15 protein-coding genes are annotated in these 12,776 nt (G+C 66.3%); 5 read left to right on the forward strand and 10 right to left on the reverse strand.

The features are described from left to right. Positions 1–847, reverse strand: an 847-nt coding sequence (locus tag B4U45_RS05095) for a 1-deoxy-D-xylulose-5-phosphate reductoisomerase (protein ID WP_219859343.1), incomplete at its 3' end; no start/stop codon positions are given. Between the two features lie 140 nt (positions 848–987). Between B4U45_RS05095 and B4U45_RS05100 the strand changes: the two genes are divergently transcribed. The 3 genes from B4U45_RS05100 to B4U45_RS05110 all read left to right on the forward strand — a co-directional run bounded on the left by B4U45_RS05100 (position 988) and on the right by B4U45_RS05110 (position 2,034). Further along, complete coding sequence (locus tag B4U45_RS05100; protein ID WP_075548104.1) at positions 988–1,245, forward strand: ribbon-helix-helix domain-containing protein; 258 nt, start codon at positions 988–990, stop codon at positions 1,243–1,245. Beyond that, the gene (locus tag B4U45_RS05105; RefSeq protein WP_075548103.1) at positions 1,232–1,663 is read left to right on the forward strand and encodes a type II toxin-antitoxin system VapC family toxin; all 432 of its coding nucleotides are present in this window, start codon (positions 1,232–1,234) and stop codon (positions 1,661–1,663) included. The genes B4U45_RS05100 and B4U45_RS05105 overlap by 14 nt, the downstream gene beginning before the upstream one ends. A 116-nt stretch (positions 1,664–1,779) precedes the next feature. Further along, the gene (locus B4U45_RS05110; protein WP_075548120.1) at positions 1,780–2,034 is read left to right on the forward strand and encodes a DUF2631 domain-containing protein; all 255 of its coding nucleotides are present in this window, start codon (positions 1,780–1,782) and stop codon (positions 2,032–2,034) included. On the opposite strand, the gene B4U45_RS05115 is transcribed toward B4U45_RS05110, so the two are convergent. The 7 genes from B4U45_RS05115 to B4U45_RS05145 all read right to left on the reverse strand — a co-directional run bounded on the left by B4U45_RS05115 (position 2,027) and on the right by B4U45_RS05145 (position 8,622). Next, entirely contained in the window at positions 2,027–2,893 is an 867-nt protein-coding gene (locus B4U45_RS05115; protein ID WP_083155157.1) for a cytochrome c biogenesis CcdA family protein, read from the reverse strand. The two genes, B4U45_RS05110 and B4U45_RS05115, sit on opposite strands and share 8 nt — an antisense overlap. A 4-nt stretch (positions 2,894–2,897) precedes the next feature. Continuing rightward, the gene (gene dsbE / locus B4U45_RS05120) at positions 2,898–3,419 is read right to left on the reverse strand and encodes a disulfide bond-forming protein DsbE (RefSeq protein WP_075548101.1); all 522 of its coding nucleotides are present in this window, start codon (positions 3,417–3,419) and stop codon (positions 2,898–2,900) included. 66 nt (positions 3,420–3,485) lie between these two features. Next, a complete protein-coding gene (gene rlmN, locus B4U45_RS05125) occupies positions 3,486–4,580 on the reverse strand; it encodes a dual-specificity RNA methyltransferase RlmN (RefSeq protein WP_075548100.1) in 1,095 nt (364 codons plus the stop codon). Between the two features lie 40 nt (positions 4,581–4,620). Continuing rightward, positions 4,621–5,508 (reverse strand): phosphatidate cytidylyltransferase, encoded by an 888-nt coding sequence (locus B4U45_RS05130; protein ID WP_075548099.1) that lies wholly within the window; start codon positions 5,506–5,508, stop codon positions 4,621–4,623. Between the two features lie 31 nt (positions 5,509–5,539). Continuing rightward, positions 5,540–6,097, reverse strand: coding sequence for a ribosome recycling factor (gene frr, locus B4U45_RS05135; RefSeq protein ID WP_023372356.1), 558 nt, complete (start codon positions 6,095–6,097; stop codon positions 5,540–5,542). Between the two features lie 30 nt (positions 6,098–6,127). Then, positions 6,128–6,934: a UMP kinase gene (pyrH, locus tag B4U45_RS05140; RefSeq protein WP_075548098.1), complete on the reverse strand. Its 807-nt coding sequence runs from the start codon at positions 6,932–6,934 to the stop codon at positions 6,128–6,130. 176 nt (positions 6,935–7,110) lie between these two features. Then, positions 7,111–8,622 (reverse strand): FAD-dependent oxidoreductase, encoded by a 1,512-nt coding sequence (locus tag B4U45_RS05145; protein WP_075548097.1) that lies wholly within the window; start codon positions 8,620–8,622, stop codon positions 7,111–7,113. A 402-nt stretch (positions 8,623–9,024) separates the two neighbouring features. Here B4U45_RS05145 and B4U45_RS05150 point away from each other — a divergent pair, with 402 nt between their 5' ends. Further along, positions 9,025–9,753 (forward strand): winged helix-turn-helix domain-containing protein, encoded by a 729-nt coding sequence (locus tag B4U45_RS05150; protein ID WP_083155160.1) that lies wholly within the window; start codon positions 9,025–9,027, stop codon positions 9,751–9,753. Between the two features lies 1 nt (position 9,754). Here B4U45_RS05150 and B4U45_RS05155 read toward each other — a convergent pair whose 3' ends face one another. After that, entirely contained in the window at positions 9,755–10,690 is a 936-nt protein-coding gene (locus tag B4U45_RS05155) for a lysophospholipid acyltransferase family protein (RefSeq protein WP_075548095.1), read from the reverse strand. Positions 10,691–10,814: 124 nt separating this feature from the next. Then, positions 10,815–11,276 (reverse strand): MPT63 family protein, encoded by a 462-nt coding sequence (locus B4U45_RS05160; protein WP_183154983.1) that lies wholly within the window; start codon positions 11,274–11,276, stop codon positions 10,815–10,817. Positions 11,277–11,890: 614 nt separating this feature from the next. Between B4U45_RS05160 and B4U45_RS05165 the strand changes: the two genes are divergently transcribed. Further along, positions 11,891–12,730: an SDR family oxidoreductase gene (locus tag B4U45_RS05165; RefSeq protein ID WP_075513726.1), complete on the forward strand. Its 840-nt coding sequence runs from the start codon at positions 11,891–11,893 to the stop codon at positions 12,728–12,730. Positions 12,731–12,776 lie beyond the last annotated feature (46 nt).

Here is a 12,776-nt window from a genome sequence, read left to right on the forward strand (position 1 = left end):
CGGGCACCCGGCGCGGCCAGCCCAACGCCAACGAAATGGGCAGCTTCATATCCGGCGGGCTGGCCTGGGCGATGGTCGAGCCGTCGATGAAGGTCACCATTGAATGAATGATCGACTGCGGGTGCACCACCACGTCGATGCGGTCATAGGGAATGCCGAACAACAGGTGCGTTTCGATCAGCTCCAGGCCCTTGTTGACCAGCGAGGCCGAATTGAGCGTGTTCATCGGGCCCATCGACCAGGTGGGATGGGCGCCGGCCTGCTCCGGGGTGACGCTGTCGAGGTCGGCCGCGGCCCAGCCCCTAAACGGTCCGCCGGAGGCGGTGAGCACCAGTTTGGCCACCTCATCCGCAGCGCCACCGCGCAGGCACTGGGCCAGTGCGGAATGCTCGGAGTCCACCGGCACGATCTGGCCGGGCCGCGCGGCGCGCAGCACCAGGGGGCCACCGGCCACCAGCGATTCCTTGTTGGCCAGGGCCAGCCGGGCACCGGATTCCAGTGCCGCCAGCGTCGGCCGCAGGCCCAACGCACCGACCAATGCGTTAAGCACCACGTCGGCTTCGGTTTCCTCGATGAGCCTGGTGACGGCATCGGGTCCGTGGAAGGGGATGTCACCAACAGCCTGCGCCGCTACAGCGTCGGCGATGGCGATGTTGGTCACCCCGGTCTCGGCGCGTTGCCGCAGCAGTGTGTCGAGATGCTTGCCGCCGGCGGCCAACCCCACCACCTCGAAGCGGTCCGGGTTGGCGGCGATGACCTCCAGCGCCTGCGTGCCGATCGAACCGGTGCTGCCCAACACCAGGACACGCAACCGGCTGCCGTCGTGCCCGTCGCTCGGCTTTGTCACCTCATCCTCGGGTTTGTCACCTCCTCATTGTGCCGCCAAACTCTCTCGTCGTCGCCACGCCGACGGCGGTCGTCGAGTCAGGGCGACCGGCATCAACGGTGGCATCTTGATGTCTACGGTTGATGCTAAAATGCCGTCATATGCGCACGACGATCCGGATCGATGACGAGCTCTACCGCGAGGTGAAGGCAAGGGCCGCTCGCTCCGGGCGCACTGTCGCCGCCGTCCTCGAGGACGCGGTGCGGCGTGGTCTCAATCCGCCCGAGCAGCCGGCTGCCGGCCGCTATCGGGTCCGGCCGACGGGCAGTGGCGGGCTTCGGCCTGGTGTAGATCTGTCGTCCAACGCCGCCGTCGCGGAGGCGATGGACGAGGGCGTGTCGGTCGATGCTTTGCGTTGACGTCAACGTTCTCGTCTATGCGCATCGGGCGGACCTGCATGAACATTCGAGCTATCGCGGTTTGCTCGAGCAGCTGGCCAACGACGACGAGCCACTGGGTCTGCCGGACGGCGCGCTCGCCGGCTTCGTCCGGGTGGTGACCAACCGGCGCGTCTTCACCGAGCCGACGAGCCCGCATGACGCGTGGCAGGCCGTCGACGCCCTGCTCGCGGCACCCGCCGCGGTGCGGCTTGGCCCCGGCGAGCGGCACTGGATGCTGTTCCGGCAGCTCGTCGCCGATATCGATGCGAGTGGCAACGACATCGCGGACGCGTATCTGGCCGCCTACGCCCTGGAGAACAACGCGACCTTGGTGAGCGCCGACCGCGGTTTCGCCCGCTTTCGCCGGCTGCGCTGGCGTCATCCCCTAGATATGTGAGCGCCGCCACGGTTGGTCGCCCGGCGGGCTGACTCCAGGCTGATCCGGCGTGTGTCAAAATGTCGGAAACCGCCGACCCGATTGCCAGAAGCCAGAACCGAACCGGAGGAGTCGCCGTGGCAAGTACCGAGGTGGAGCAGTACACCGGCGTTGACCCCGCCGAGGTGCCGTCCGCGAAGTGGGGCTGGAGCAGGATCAACCACCGCACCTGGCACATCGTCGGGCTGGGCATCTTCGTCTTCCTGCTGGCAATGCTGCGCGGCAACCACGTCGGCCACATCGAGGACTGGTTCCTGATCGGGTTTGCCGCACTGGTGCTCGTCGTGCTGGTGCGCGACTTGTGGGGCCGCCGGCGCGGCTGGCTCAGGTAGAACGCCGCGCCCGGCGATACCACGCACCGGCAAGCCCGCCGAGCGTCAGCATTGCCAACGCCGCAACCCACGGCCAGGCACCGTGTTCGTGCACCCAGCCGGCGAGAACCCCTTGGAGCCGGCCGGCGGCGGTAATCACCCCGTCGCGAGCGTTCACCGTGGCGCCGGCGAACAGCCGCAGCTCGTAGAAGCCGTAGTAACCCACGTACAGTCCGGTCAGGACCAGCAGGCCGCCGCTGATCCGGTTGACTAACGGCAGGACCCGCCGGATGCGGTCGGCCAGCGCCAAACTCGCGGCCGCGACACCCACCGCAAGCACACCGACGACCAGGGTGAGACCGGCACTGTACGCCAGGTAGATTGCGACGCTGCCGGCGATCGAACCACCCCGAAACCCGGCCCCGGTGACCGCCAGAAACGGACCGATGGTGCACGACAGCGAGGCCGTCGCATAGCTGACGCCGTAGCCGTATGTGGATCCCAGCCGGGCCGTCGGTGCCCATCGCGGGCCGAACCGCCGGGGCGTCAACGCCGTCAACTCGCGACCCGCCAGCAGCCAAACCCCCAGCGCAACAAGAACAATCCCGATCAGAACCGTCGCGTACGGTAAGTAACGCTGCACCGTCGTGGCCGCCGAGATGGTCAGCGCACCGAACAACCCGAACACCGTCGTGAAGCCGAGCGTCATTCCCACGGTGGCCGCCAGCGCTCGCCCGAGCGCTGGCAATCCCCCCCGTTCGCCGGGATGCCGCCCGTGCACCACCACGAGCAAGTAGCCGGGCAACATGGCGAACCCACACGGGTTCAGCGCGGCCACCAGCCCAGCGGCGAACGCCAGACCGACCAGACCCAGGTCCACGATGTCAGGACACCAGCGCGGCCGCCCGGCCGGCGAGGTCTTGTTCGGACATGGCCGACGTCGGGTTGTTGACGAAGGTCGACGAGCCATCCGCGCGGTAGAACACCCACGCCGGCTGCCAAGGAACGTTGTAGCGAGCCCAGATCGAACCGTCGGCGTCGTTGAGGTTGGTGAAGTTCAGGCCGTACTTGGCGACGAAGCCCTGCATCGCGCCGACGTCGGAGTGCGCCGCAATGCCGACGAAAGTGACTTGGGGATTGGTGGCCGCAATGTGACTGACACTGGGCGCCTCGGCGTTGCAGAACGGGCACCAGGGCGTCCAGAACCACAAGACGGCCGGCTTGCCCTGCAGGCTGGCCCCGTTGAAAGGAGCGCCGCTGAGGGTGGTGGCGGTGAAATTCAGACGATCATCGGCAGCCACCGCGCGCGGCGCGCCGGCAACGCCGAGCAACAGAACAACCGCGAACGCGACGGCCACAAAGCCCGCGGCGAATGCTCTGGTCGGGAACGGTAGACGAAGAATCATGGCAGACCTCGTATTCGGACGTTGGTGCCCTGATCACGTAATGCCCCGTGCCGCGGTTCATCACGCTCAGCCGCCTCCGGCGGCCAGCTGTCCACACGCGGCGCTGATCTCCCGGCCGCGAGTGTCGCGGACGGTACACGAAACCCCTTGCGCACGAACATGTCTGACGAAGTCGCGCTCCACCGGCTTGGGACTGGCATCCCAGTCACTGCCCGGTGTCGGGTTCAGCGGGATGAGGTTGACATGGACCAGCGGCCCCAGCGCGCGGTGCAGCCGCCGGCCCAGCAGGTCCGCCCGCCACCGTTGATCGTTGACGTCACGAATCAATGCGTATTCCACGGATACCCGACGGCCGGTCACCTCGGCGTAGTAGTGGGCGGCACCAAGGGCCTCGTCGACTTTCCAGCGGTTGTTCACCGGGACCAGCGTGTCACGCAACTCGTCATCGGGCGCATGCAACGACAGCGCCAGCGTCACACCGAGCCGCTCGTCGGCGAGCTTGCGGATCGCCGGGGCCAGACCCACCGTCGACACCGTCACCGAACGGGCCGAGATGCCGAAACCACCCGGCGGCGGCTCGGTGATGCGCCGCACGGCGGCCAGCACCCGCGAATAGTTGGCCAGCGGCTCCCCCATGCCCATGAAGACGACATTGGACAGCCGATCACCGAAGTCGTCCCGCATGGCCGCGGCGGCGGCCCGCACCTGTTCGACGATCTCTGCCGTCGACAAATTGCGGGTCAGACCGCCCTGGCCGGTGGCACAGAACGGACAGGCCATCCCACAACCGGCCTGCGACGAGATGCACACCGTATTGCGTTGCGGGTAGCGCATCAGCACCGACTCGACGATGGCCCCATCGACGGCCCGCCACAACGTCTTTCGAGTCTGGCCGGCGTCACAGGTGACGTCGCGCACTGCGGTCAGCAAAGTCGGGAACATCGCCGCGGCGATCACGTCGCGAACGGCCGCAGGCAGGTCGGTCATCCGGCGCGGGTCGGCGATCAGGCGGCCGAAGTACTGGTGCGCGAGTTGCTTGGCCCGAAAGGCCGGCAGGCCCAGTTCGGCGACAGCGGCCGCGCGGCCGGCCGCGTCGAGGTCGGCGAGATGCCGCGGTGGCATGCCGCGGTGCGGCGCCTCGAAAACCAGCTCACCGACCATGATGTGTCCAGTATTGACCTGCCGGGTCGCCCAGGGCAGGTCAGGGCAGCAGCGTCAGCACTATCCAGGCCGCCACCGCGGACGGGAGGACCCCGTCGAGCCGGTCCATCAGGCCACCGTGGCCCGGCAGCAGACGCCCCATGTCCTTGATCCCGAGGTCGCGCTTCACCTGGGACTCGACCAGGTCGCCCAGGGTGGTGGTGAGCACGAAAAGTACGCCCAGCAGCGCCCCCACCCACGGTGTCTTGCCGGCCAGATAGGTCGCGGTGATGGTTGTCGCGGTGATGCCGCAGACCATCGAACCGGCGAATCCCTCCCAGGATTTTTTCGGGCTGATCGCCGGAACCATCGGATGCTTGCCGAACAGCACCCCCACCGCATAACCTCCGACATCGGAGGCGATGACCGCGATCATCATGCAAAACACCCACCCGGCGCCGTGGTAGACCAGCAGCGCAGCAAAGGAACCGAACAACACCACCCACGCGGCCAGGAAAACGGTGGCCGAGGTGTCGCGCATGTAGTTTCCTGGCGACGCTGCCACACCAGGCCGCTTGTCCTGCATGAACAACCGCCAAATCATGCAGACCACGACCGTGGCGCCGAAGCCCGCCAGCACGCCTCGAGCGCCGTAGGGCCAGCTCAGCCAGATCGTCACCTGCCCGCCGACCAGCAACGGGACCACCGGGATCAGATACCCGGCTTCACGCAGCCGCCGTACCACCTCATGGCTGGCGACGGCCATCGCCAGCGCGCAGATTGCGACCCAGCCACGCGGAGCCAGCAGCAGCGTCGCCACGAGGACCGCGCCGATGCTCGAGCCGACCGCGATGGCCGCGGGCAGGTCTCGTCCGGCCCGGGAAGTCTTCTTCGGCCCATGGCCCGGGTTGTCGGCCGGGGTGCCGGTGCTGGCATCGGTGGTTGCCACGGATCTGTAGGAGCTTGGCTGCTGAGCGGTCCTAGACCTCCAGCAGCTCGCCTTCCTTGTGCTTCACCAGTTCATCGATCTGGGCGACGTAGTGGTGGGTGGTCTTGTCGAGGTCCTTTTCCGCGCGGCCGACCTCGTCCTCGCCGGCCTCGCCGTCCTTGCGGATACGGTGCAGTTCTTCCATCGCTTTACGACGGATGTTGCGCACCGAAACCCGGGCTTCCTCGCCCTTGTGCTTGGCCTGCTTGACCAGTTCCCGCCGGCGCTCCTCGGTGAGCTGCGGTATCGCCACGCGGATCAGGGTGCCGTCGTTGGTGGGGTTGACTCCGAGGTCGGAGTTACGAATCGCGGTCTCGATGGCGTGCAGCTGGTTGGCTTCATACGGCTTAATGACGACCAGCCGTGCCTCGGGAACGTTGATGCTGGCCAGTTGGGTGATCGGGGTGTTGGTGCCGTAATAGTCGATGACGATCCGGGAGAACATACCCGGGTTGGCGCGCCCGGTCCGGATGGTTGACAGGTCGTCACGGGCCACCGATACGGCCTTCTCCATTTTCTCTTCGGCATCGAAGAGAGCATCATCGATCATCGCGTCTTCCCCTTAGGTGGTGACCAGCGTTCAGGTGGTGACCAGCGTTCCGATCTTCTCACCAGCGACCGCACGGGCAATATTCCCATCGACCAGCAAGTTGAACACCAGAATCGGCATGCCATTGTCCATACACAAGCTGAATGCGGTGGTATCGGCAACTCGCAGCCCCCGGTCGATCACCTCACGGTGACTGATCACGGTCAGTAGTTCGGCCGCAGGATTCTCGCGTGGATCCTCGGCGAACACACCGTCGACAGCCTTGGCCATCAAGACGACGTCCGCGCCGATCTCCAGCGCCCGCTGCGCTGCCGTGGTGTCGGTGGAGAAGTAGGGCAGCCCCATGCCGGCGCCGAAGATCACCACCCGCCCCTTCTCCAGGTGACGCACCGCCCGCAACGGCAGGTAGGGCTCGGCCACCTGGCCCATGGTGATCGCCGTCTGGACCCGGGTGACGATGCCTTCTTTCTCCAAAAAGTCTTGCAGCGCAAGGCTGTTCATGACGGTACCGAGCATGCCCATGTAGTCCGAACGGGTGCGTTCCATACCGCGCTGCTGCAACTGCGCGCCGCGGAAGAAGTTGCCGCCACCGATTACGACGGCGACCTGCACCCCGCCGCGGACCACCTCGGCGATCTGCCGAGCGACTTGGGCCACCACGTCGGGATCCAGTCCCACCTGGCCGCCGCCGAACATTTCGCCGCCGAGCTTGAGCAACACCCGCTTATACCTCGACGGTGGGTGCGAAACCGCCGAAGCCGGTACGCCGTTGGGGGTTGTCGCCTCTGGCCGGGGAGCCGTCGAGCCGGCGACGTCAGTTTCCGGGGACTCCGCCATATGACTCCTCGCATGACAGTGCCATCCCGGCGACCACGCGGGACGGCATCTGACATCCTGCCTCATCGCGGCGCCGTGGCGCAGCCGGGGTGGTTCACCTCGCCGGCTACGGCCGCCGAAGCCGGCGCCCGAACGTCGGCGGCCGATACAAGTCCCAGAACCCGCCCAAGACCGGCCTAAGGCGAAGCGTTCAGGCCCCGGGTGGCCGGTCCTTCCAGCAGCGTGCCGTTCGGCGCGAACCGCGACCCGTGCAACGGGCATTCCCAGGCGTGAGTGGCCTCGTTCCAGTTCACGATCCCGCCGAGGTGTGGGCAGACCGGCGAAACCCGATGCTCGACGCCGTCCACCGAACACCTCGCCTGCAGGTGCCACGGCGGCCCGGTGACCACACCACCGTTGCCGTCACCATCGCCGTCGATACCATCGGGTCGCCGGATGGCCGGCACCAGCCAGCCTTTGACCAGGTGATAGGCGACCTCGAGGTTGGCGGTGAGAGCCGTGGTGACCCCGCTCAATTCATGCGGGCTCCAGGCCGCGAACGCCCGCGCCCAGTCCATCCGTCCGCCGAGAATGCGCGAGCTGAGCAGCAACGCCGCGGCCACTCCGTTGGTCAGTCCCCACTTGTTGAAGCCGGAGGCGACGAGCACCTTTTCATCACCGGGCAGGATGGGGCCGACATAGGGAAGTTGGTCGACGGGCGTGTAGTCCTGGGCCGACCAGCGATGGGTGGCTACCGCGTCCGGGTAGTGGCTTTGCGCCCAGGACGTCAGCTCGCCGAGTTCGGCAGTGGGACTCTTGCGCCCGACGACGTGGCTGGCTCCGGCCACGATGAGCCGCTCACCGTCACCGAACGGCGCATAGCGCACGGACCTGGTCGGCGAGCCCGCCGAGATGAACATCGACCGGGTGATGGGGCCCGGTACGTCGAAGGCGGTGCAGTAGGACCTGCTGGGTTTGAGTCGGGCGAAGAATCCGCCGCGGTCGAAGACGGGCATGCCGGTGGCCAGGATGCAGTGTCCCGCGTCGACGCCGGCGTCGCCGTCAGCGGTACGCACGGCCAACCGGACGCGGCCCCGATGGTGCGACAACTTCCGCACCCGGGCGCCTTCCACAAGAAGACCGCCACGGTCGGTCAGCTCCCGGATGAAGCTGTCCAGCAACGGCATCGGGTCGACCTGGGCTTGATCGGCCAACCGCACACCACCGTGGTACGGAAACGGCGCATCGGCCTCGTCGGCCCACTGCGCGCCGACTCCCGCCCGGTGACAGGCGGCCAGCACGGCTCGCGCCGACGCAACTTCGCCGGGGTTTTGGGCGTAGGTGTAGTCGTCTTCGCGTTGTAGCGGCAGCTGGTTGGCCGCACAGTGCCGCAACAGCCAGTCCTGACCCTCCCGATTGCCCCGCACGTAGTCGGCCGCGAGCCCGTCGCCGTGGCGAGCGACGATCTTCGACAGCGTGGTTCCCTGCAGCAGGCTGAGCTTTCCGGTGGTGTTGCCGGTGGTCACCGCGCCCGCGGTGCGGGCTTCCAGCACCAGCACCTCCTTGCCGGCCCGGGCCAACAGCACCGCGCTGACCAGTCCGGTGATACCGGCGCCGACGACCACCACGTCGGCCGATGTCAACTGGCCGTTGAGCCGGTCGGATTGCTCCCGCAGCCGATTGTGGCCGGCCAGCCATAGGGATTTCATTGGTGCCTAATTGCCCGCTGTGAGCAAACCCAAACGGTGTCGGTGATAACAGCGCCGCGGCACAGCCGCGGCTGTTTCCGTCCTCGGGCCCGACCGGCGCCCGATTGCCGATGTTTGAGCAGCTGGCGCGGCGGGGAACTCGGCGCGCAGATCGAAACGCAGCCGCGCAGCGCCGACAGGACAGGCTTGAGGGGCCATAACTTGAGGGAATGGTGGACCCGGCCCGGGATACGGGCCGGGTTCATCGATTGCGCCGAATCTCAACCGGACCGGTGGCGCTGACAGCGTTGGAATAATTTTCTTCCTAGCGGGTATTCAGGGCTTCGCTGTAAGACATCTCCCCGGAGGTGCCTACGGATAAGGGGATGGCGGGGCCCTCGCGAAGGGGTTGGGAGACGTCTGTTGGAAGTTCTGCTGATCAGCAACGAAGCCGACTTCCCCTCGGCATTGCCGAGATTGGAATCGTTCGCGCGCTCGGTGCGGCGTGCCCCGCTGGACGACCACCACGGATGGCAGCTTGACGGCGCCGACGTCGCGATGATCGATGCGCGCACCGACCTGGCCGCGGCTCGCCGGGCATGCCGGCGGCTGACGGCCGACGTGCCCGCGCTTGCGGTGGTTGCCGTTGTCGCGCTAGCCGATTTCATCGAGGTTGACATCGACTGGCATTTCGACGATGTGCTGCTGGAGGCGGCCGACGCGGCCGAGTTGCAGGCACGGTTGCGGCTGGCTATCACCCGCCGGCGCAACGCGCTGGAGGGCGCCCTCGAATTCGGCGACCTTCTGTTGCACCCCGACAGTTATACGGCGTCGCTGGGCGGCAAAGACCTGGGCCTGACCGCCACCGAATTCAAGTTGCTTGCGTTCCTCGTGCAGCACGCCGGTCGGGCGTTCACCCGGACCCGGCTGATGCATGAAGTGTGGGGCTATGACTGCACCGGGCAGGTCCGTACCGTGGACGTCCACGTGCGACGACTGCGCGCCAAGCTCGGAGCCCAGTACGCAGCGCTGGTGGAAACCGTCCGCAGCGTGGGCTACCGGGCGGCGACGCCACCACAGCCCCGCTGGATTGTCCGCGAGCCGGAGGTGAGTTCGGTGTCTACGGCGGCCCGGGACTCCGTCGCGCAATAGTTCAGCCGAAAAGCGGCAGGGCGCGCTTGCGGGTCAGGGCGTCCATGCCGCGCTGAATGGTGTGCTCGACTTCGCGGTACTTGCTGTCGACGTAGGCGTCGTCGTCGGCGCGGGCCGGGTCGTGGTTTAGGCCGACCGCGGGCATGAACCGGGTCCGGATCTTGGCCGGCAATGGCAGCTGCGGAAGCGCCGCCGGCGCGATGCCCCACGGCAGTGAGATCGCCACTGGAAACACCTTCAGCCGCAACAGGCGGTCGAGCTGCAACGCGCGGGATAGGCGGTCGCCGCGGATCAGCACCGGCATGGCGTCGGCGCCGCCGACCGTCGCGATCGGCACGATCGGCACCCCGGCCCGAATCGCCATTTTCACGAAGCCTTTCCGCCCGGCGAGGTTGGCCCGGTCCCGCTCGGTCCAGGGGCGCAGCGAATCCACCTCACCGCCGGGCCACAACGCCACGTCACGCCCCTCGGCCAATGCCGTCGCGATGGCGTCCGGAGCCGCGGGAAGGACCCCCATCGACCGGAAATATCGCCCGATTCCCGGAATCGCCATGAGCGCGTCGTGAGCGGTGCCGTGCAGCGGGCGCTCCGGACCGAACCTGCGCCACCATTGCAGACCCACGGTCCACGCGTCCCAGACGAACGGAGCCCCCGAGTGGATGCCGACCAGCAGCACCGGCGGCTCGGGAATGTTGTCCCAACCGTCAATCTCCATCCGGAACCAGTAGTCGACAAGTAAGTTCCACACAAACTTATGGCGATGCAGCGTGGTCTCGTCCTGACCGTCGAGATCCCATTCGCCGGCCCGTTTGGCTACCCAGCCGCTGAGACCACCATCCTGCTTTTCCCGCTTGTCCCCCATCGTCGCCCGCGCCTGATCGGCATGGCGCCGCGCCTGTTGGCGGAGTTCTTCGGGCCTGAGATCATCTGCGCTCATACCGACGAAGTACCCGATCCGATTGAGCTGCAAGCAAAACGGAACTCCCCGTGTCCAAAGACGCGGGGAGACCGTTGAGAACTACCTGAAAACTACCGCCACATGCGGTTTTCCGACTCGCCGGCTAGACGTTGCTGGTCCAGATGAGAACGTCTTGCACTCCGTCGTTGTAGACCACACCATTGGGCGGCACGCCGGTCACGTCGAAGTACAGGGTGCCGCTGCGTTCATTGCCCTGAGTGATCGGTGCCGGGTTCAGGCCGTTGGGAACGGGCACGGTGGTGACTACCCGGTAGGTCTGACCGTTGGCTGCACGGGCATTGAAGTTGTTGACCACCGGAGTAATAGTTCCGCTGACCGCCCTGGCGGTGATGTCCGCCTGGTAGAGCTGCCCATCCGGCATGAAGCCCGGAATCGCCGTGCTGCTGGGGTGTAAGTTGCTCACCGTGTAGGAGGTAACCAAGGCTCCGTCCACGAGCTGTTCGCTAGTACCGAAGCCTTGGATGGTCGGAGTCGCCGCAGAGGCTGTTGCTGCGCCAAAGACGGTGGCTGCCGCTATTGCCGCGGCACCGATACCTGTCTTCATCGCCGTCGTTGTGAACTTCACGCTTATCCCCTCTCGTTCGTGTCGTTCAAAGCAGTTGTTTCCCTTGTTCGGGGTCTTAAACCACCCCCAACGGATAACCCCGCCGTCGGGGGCCCAAACCCGGTCAACTCACAAGTTGCCCTGATCGGCGGGTCTACCTGCAGGAACCATCAGGTTTCCGTTTGCCCGGCAACATCATTGGCAACACTCATTAACATCCATCAACAGCGGTATCAGGTGCCACTGCACCGACCGCATTCCGCTGGGAGACGAAATGGTTGATTAGCCCGCGGTGGCCACGGGTAGCCCGTCTGCAGCCGGGGCTACGCGGCTCACGAAAGGGGCAACCTGCGATGGAACGTGGGAACGCTAAGCACAGTCCGCGCGACGACGATGAGCTCAAGCATGAATTGAGCGGCACTCTGCAGGGAAATCGATCCAGCAGGGGCGAGGAATGGCGCGATCCGGAGCCACCGGCCGACGACGATCCCGACGTGCCTACTGCCGGCCCGACAAGCCGGAAATCCTGAACTGATGCTCCTGCGAACTTGTCAGTTTGAACATTTGCGGCACTTGACAATTGGTCGGTATGAATTACCGGAAAGGACATTGCCATGAGCTTTGCGGCACAGCAACAAAGCGTGCCCGGAGTGCAGGCCCGGATGAATCCTGTTCCTGATTGCGGCGAGAACAGCTATCGCGGTTCGGGAAAGCTCACCGGTAAGCGCGCGGTAATAACCGGCGGGGACAGCGGCATCGGCCGTGCGGTGGCGATCGCGTATGCGCGAGAAGGCGCCGATGTCCTCATCTCCTACCTCGACGAACACGACGACGCGCGCGACGTCGCACGTTATGTCGAAGAGGCCGGCCGGCGCTGCGTCCTGGTTCCGGGGGATCTCGCCGATCCGGCGCACTGCCGCGCGGTGATCGACCGCGCCGTCCAGGAATTCGGCGGACTCGACATCCTGGTCAACAATGCCGCGTATCAGATGATGCACGACAGCCTCGACGAGATCAGCGACGAGGAGTGGGACTACACCTTTCGGCTCAATATCGGCGCATACTTTCATCTCGCCAAGGCGGCGTTGCCGTACCTGGGCTCCGGGTCCTCGATCATCGGCAGTTCCTCGGTCAACTCCGATACGCCCAACCCCACGCTGGCGCCCTACGCCGCAACCAAGGCGGCGATCGCCAATTTCTCGGCAAGCCTGGCTCAACTGCTCGGCGACAAAGGGATTCGGGTCAACAGCGTGGCGCCCGGTCCGATATGGACACCGCTGATCCCGGCCACGATGCCCGCCGACAGCGTGGCGTCCTTCGGGGACAACGTGCCGCTGGGGCGCGCCGGCCAACCCGCCGAACTGGCGCCGATCTACGTCCTGCTGGCATCCGATGACGCCAGTTACATTTCCGGCGCCCGGGTAGCCGTCACCGGCGGCCGGCCGATTCTGTAATGGCATTTACCGGGGCCGTCGATCGCTGCCCGAAGCGACACGTGTA

This window comes from Mycobacterium persicum (assembly GCF_002086915.1).
GTDB classification, from domain to species: Bacteria; Actinomycetota; Actinomycetes; order Mycobacteriales; family Mycobacteriaceae; genus Mycobacterium; species Mycobacterium persicum.

Excerpts from the sequence above, each read along its gene's own strand:
- B4U45_RS05145 (WP_075548097.1), bottom strand. The coding sequence starts at position 8,622 with ATGAAATCCCTATGGCTGGCCGGCCACAATCGGCTGCGGGAGCAATCC.
- B4U45_RS05105 (WP_075548103.1), top strand. The coding sequence starts at position 1,232 with ATGCTTTGCGTTGACGTCAACGTTCTCGTCTATGCGCATCGGGCGGAC.
- frr (WP_023372356.1), bottom strand. The coding sequence starts at position 6,097 with ATGATCGATGATGCTCTCTTCGATGCCGAAGAGAAAATGGAGAAGGCC.
- B4U45_RS05100 (WP_075548104.1), top strand. The coding sequence starts at position 988 with ATGCGCACGACGATCCGGATCGATGACGAGCTCTACCGCGAGGTGAAG.
- rlmN (WP_075548100.1), bottom strand. The coding sequence starts at position 4,580 with ATGGTCGGTGAGCTGGTTTTCGAGGCGCCGCACCGCGGCATGCCACCG.
- B4U45_RS05155 (WP_075548095.1), bottom strand. The coding sequence starts at position 10,690 with ATGAGCGCAGATGATCTCAGGCCCGAAGAACTCCGCCAACAGGCGCGG.
- dsbE (WP_075548101.1), bottom strand. The coding sequence starts at position 3,419 with ATGATTCTTCGTCTACCGTTCCCGACCAGAGCATTCGCCGCGGGCTTT.
- B4U45_RS05160 (WP_183154983.1), bottom strand. The coding sequence starts at position 11,276 with ATGAAGACAGGTATCGGTGCCGCGGCAATAGCGGCAGCCACCGTCTTT.
- pyrH (WP_075548098.1), bottom strand. The coding sequence starts at position 6,934 with ATGGCGGAGTCCCCGGAAACTGACGTCGCCGGCTCGACGGCTCCCCGG.
- B4U45_RS05165 (WP_075513726.1), top strand. The coding sequence starts at position 11,891 with ATGAGCTTTGCGGCACAGCAACAAAGCGTGCCCGGAGTGCAGGCCCGG.